5 protein-coding genes are annotated in these 2,349 nt (G+C 30.2%); 2 read left to right on the plus strand and 3 right to left on the minus strand.

The annotated features are described in order from the left end of the window. Positions 1-23: 23 nt before the first annotated feature. Entirely contained in the window at positions 24-203 is a 180-nt protein-coding gene (locus HG1285_RS04330; protein WP_008288661.1) for a hypothetical protein, read from the minus strand. Positions 204-230: 27 nt separating this feature from the next. Here HG1285_RS04330 and HG1285_RS19540 point away from each other — a divergent pair, with 27 nt between their 5' ends. Both HG1285_RS19540 and HG1285_RS20540 read left to right on the plus strand, forming a co-directional pair. After that, a complete protein-coding gene (locus HG1285_RS19540) occupies positions 231-470 on the plus strand; it encodes a hypothetical protein (RefSeq protein WP_008288662.1) in 240 nt (79 codons plus the stop codon). After that, positions 457-582, plus strand: a complete 126-nt coding sequence (locus HG1285_RS20540; RefSeq protein WP_008288663.1) for a hypothetical protein — start codon at positions 457-459, stop codon at positions 580-582. The genes HG1285_RS19540 and HG1285_RS20540 overlap by 14 nt, the downstream gene beginning before the upstream one ends. Before the next feature lie 11 nt (positions 583-593). On the opposite strand, the gene HG1285_RS04325 is transcribed toward HG1285_RS20540, so the two are convergent. Together HG1285_RS04325 and HG1285_RS04320 are read right to left on the minus strand one after the other, a co-directional pair. Further along, positions 594-1,784, minus strand: coding sequence for an efflux RND transporter periplasmic adaptor subunit (locus HG1285_RS04325; protein ID WP_008288664.1), 1,191 nt, complete (start codon positions 1,782-1,784; stop codon positions 594-596). Further along, positions 1,781-2,349 (minus strand): TolC family protein (locus HG1285_RS04320; protein ID WP_008288665.1); only part of this gene is annotated, 569 nt, incomplete at its 5' end. The genes HG1285_RS04320 and HG1285_RS04325, both read right to left, overlap by 4 nt.

Genomic DNA, 2,349 nt, shown 5'->3' on the forward strand with positions numbered 1-2,349 from the left:
TAGGGTATGTTATCTGTCTTCTATTACTGATGGAGATTGACCTGGCCATTTGTAAATACAATAACTTGAGGAGGTGATAAATCAGGAATAGCATCAAGAGGAGTTTTCTTAAGTGCCCATATTGAAGCACCGAAGACCATTAGTATTAAGGATAATACTATAAGTTTATTTTTTACCGACCATTCTATAATTTTTTCTATCATTTTTCCGTTCCCTGATATAATAGTTTTATGGATATTAAAGAAGAAAAGTTAAAAGAGCTTAAAGAAGTTAGACGTGCAATAGGTATTGTATTTTTAGCTGTTTTAACGTTTTTGGGGAATATAATATATAAATATTTAGATAATCCTGAAAATACTTTGTATAAGCAAACATTTTTTATCACTCTGTCTATACTTGTTATTTTATTTTTTTTGATTATTATTATTTCTATTCCTATTTGGAGGATAATACGTAATGGAAATGGATAAGTCAGTAGAACTTGCCTTATATGGTCTTGTAGCAATGTTTGCTTTTGGAGCAATTTTCTTTTCAATCTACGCATGGACATTAGTTTCTGATAAAAAAGAGAAAAAATCATAATTTCCTCCGATTTAATGATGATGCATCATAGGTGCTTGTTTTTCACCTTTTTTTCTGTATTTACCTCTAAGCTGGGCATCAGCATCAAGTAAGAATAAAGCAGAATTTGCAACTACCATACCTTCGTGTAATCCATTTAATATTTCATAGTATCCATCTACATATCTTCCAAGTTTTACAAAAACAGGCTCAAATACACCCTTTTCTTTCTGCCAGAAAACAATCTGTCTTTTTCCTGTATTTATAACGGCCGTATCAGGTAAAACAAGAGCTTCACCAAGTGGGATATTTACCCTGACTTTTGAGTACATTCCCGGAAGAAGTTTATAGTCTTTATTATCAATAACTATTCTTACATCTCTTGTTCTGTTTTTAAAATCCATCATTGGATATAAGTAATCTATTTTTCCTTTATATACCTTACCTGGATATGAATCAAAGTATATATCTACTGTCTGACCTTCTTTTATAAATGGTAAGTCTTTCTCATAAACTTTAACCATAAGCCACAGATTTTGATGTTTTGCTATTCTAAATAAAGGTTTTCCCGCTTTTACCTGTGAACCAAGATAAACGAACTTTTCCATTATCCAGCCGTCATATGGAGAATATAAAGTCATTGTCTTGAAAACTTTTCTTGTTTTCTTTAGATTTTCAATTTGCTGGTCTGTTATGTCCCAGTATTTTAGTCTTTTGTAGGCTGACTCATAAAGGTCTTCTGCTGACTTTTTTAAAATTGGGTCTGTAGAGTTTTCCATTTTTTTATAATAATCCCAGGCCCTTAAAAGCTCTTCTTGAGCAGATACAAGCTGTGGACTGTATATTTTCACAAGTGGCTGTCCTTTTTTTACATATTCCCCTGTAAAGTCTGCGTAAAGCTCTTCAACGTATCCATCAATTTTAAAAGTAATATCTTTAATGTCTGTTTCTGGGTGGGTTAAATCTGCATAAGTTTCTATCTTTTTAACAAGTTTCATTTTTCTAACTACAGTTGTATCAATGTTTAAAAGCTGCTGTACTGTTAAGCTTGAAATTGGATTTGGTGTTGGTTTTGGAAGGTTTGCAGATTCAACTGTTTTATCTTCTTTATAAATTAGCTCTTCAATATTTATTTTGTCATAAATTTTAAAAATAAAACCAGCTAAAAGTCCGACAACTGCTGAAGCAATTATTATTAAAGCTGTAAAAAGTTTCTTTTTCATTTTATCTCTCCAGTTAATCTTTCTATATTTTTATAAGAGATATTAAAATTCGCAGTTAGCTCTATTAATTTCATTTTCACATCAAGTATCTGGTTTAATGCTTTTAAAACATCAAATATATTTTTTGTTCCAACTTCATACTCTGATATTACACTTTCATAAACCTTCTGGGTCTGCATAAGTAAAAACTTATCAAAAATCTTATAACTTTCATAATAAGAGTTTGCATTGTAAAAACTTTCTTCAAGTTGTGAGTTTATTTTGTTTATTATATCTTTATACATTTTTTCTTCTTTTGATTTTAAGAGAGAAGTTTCAATTACTTTTCTATCCTGTCTGTATTTTTTCCATGCTGGGATGTTAAAGCTAACCCCAAAAGACACATAATCTCTAAATCCCTGTCTATAAGAGTAATTTGCAAAAAATCTAAAATCAGGGTTGTAATCAAGCTTTGCAAGTTTTAACTCTTTATCTTTTTTCTTAATTTTTTCTTCATACATTTTTATCTCTGGGTTTTTCTGCAGGGCTATTGATTTGTAATTTTCAAGTCCTGTAAGTTCATAAG

This window comes from Hydrogenivirga sp. 128-5-R1-1 (assembly GCF_000171895.1).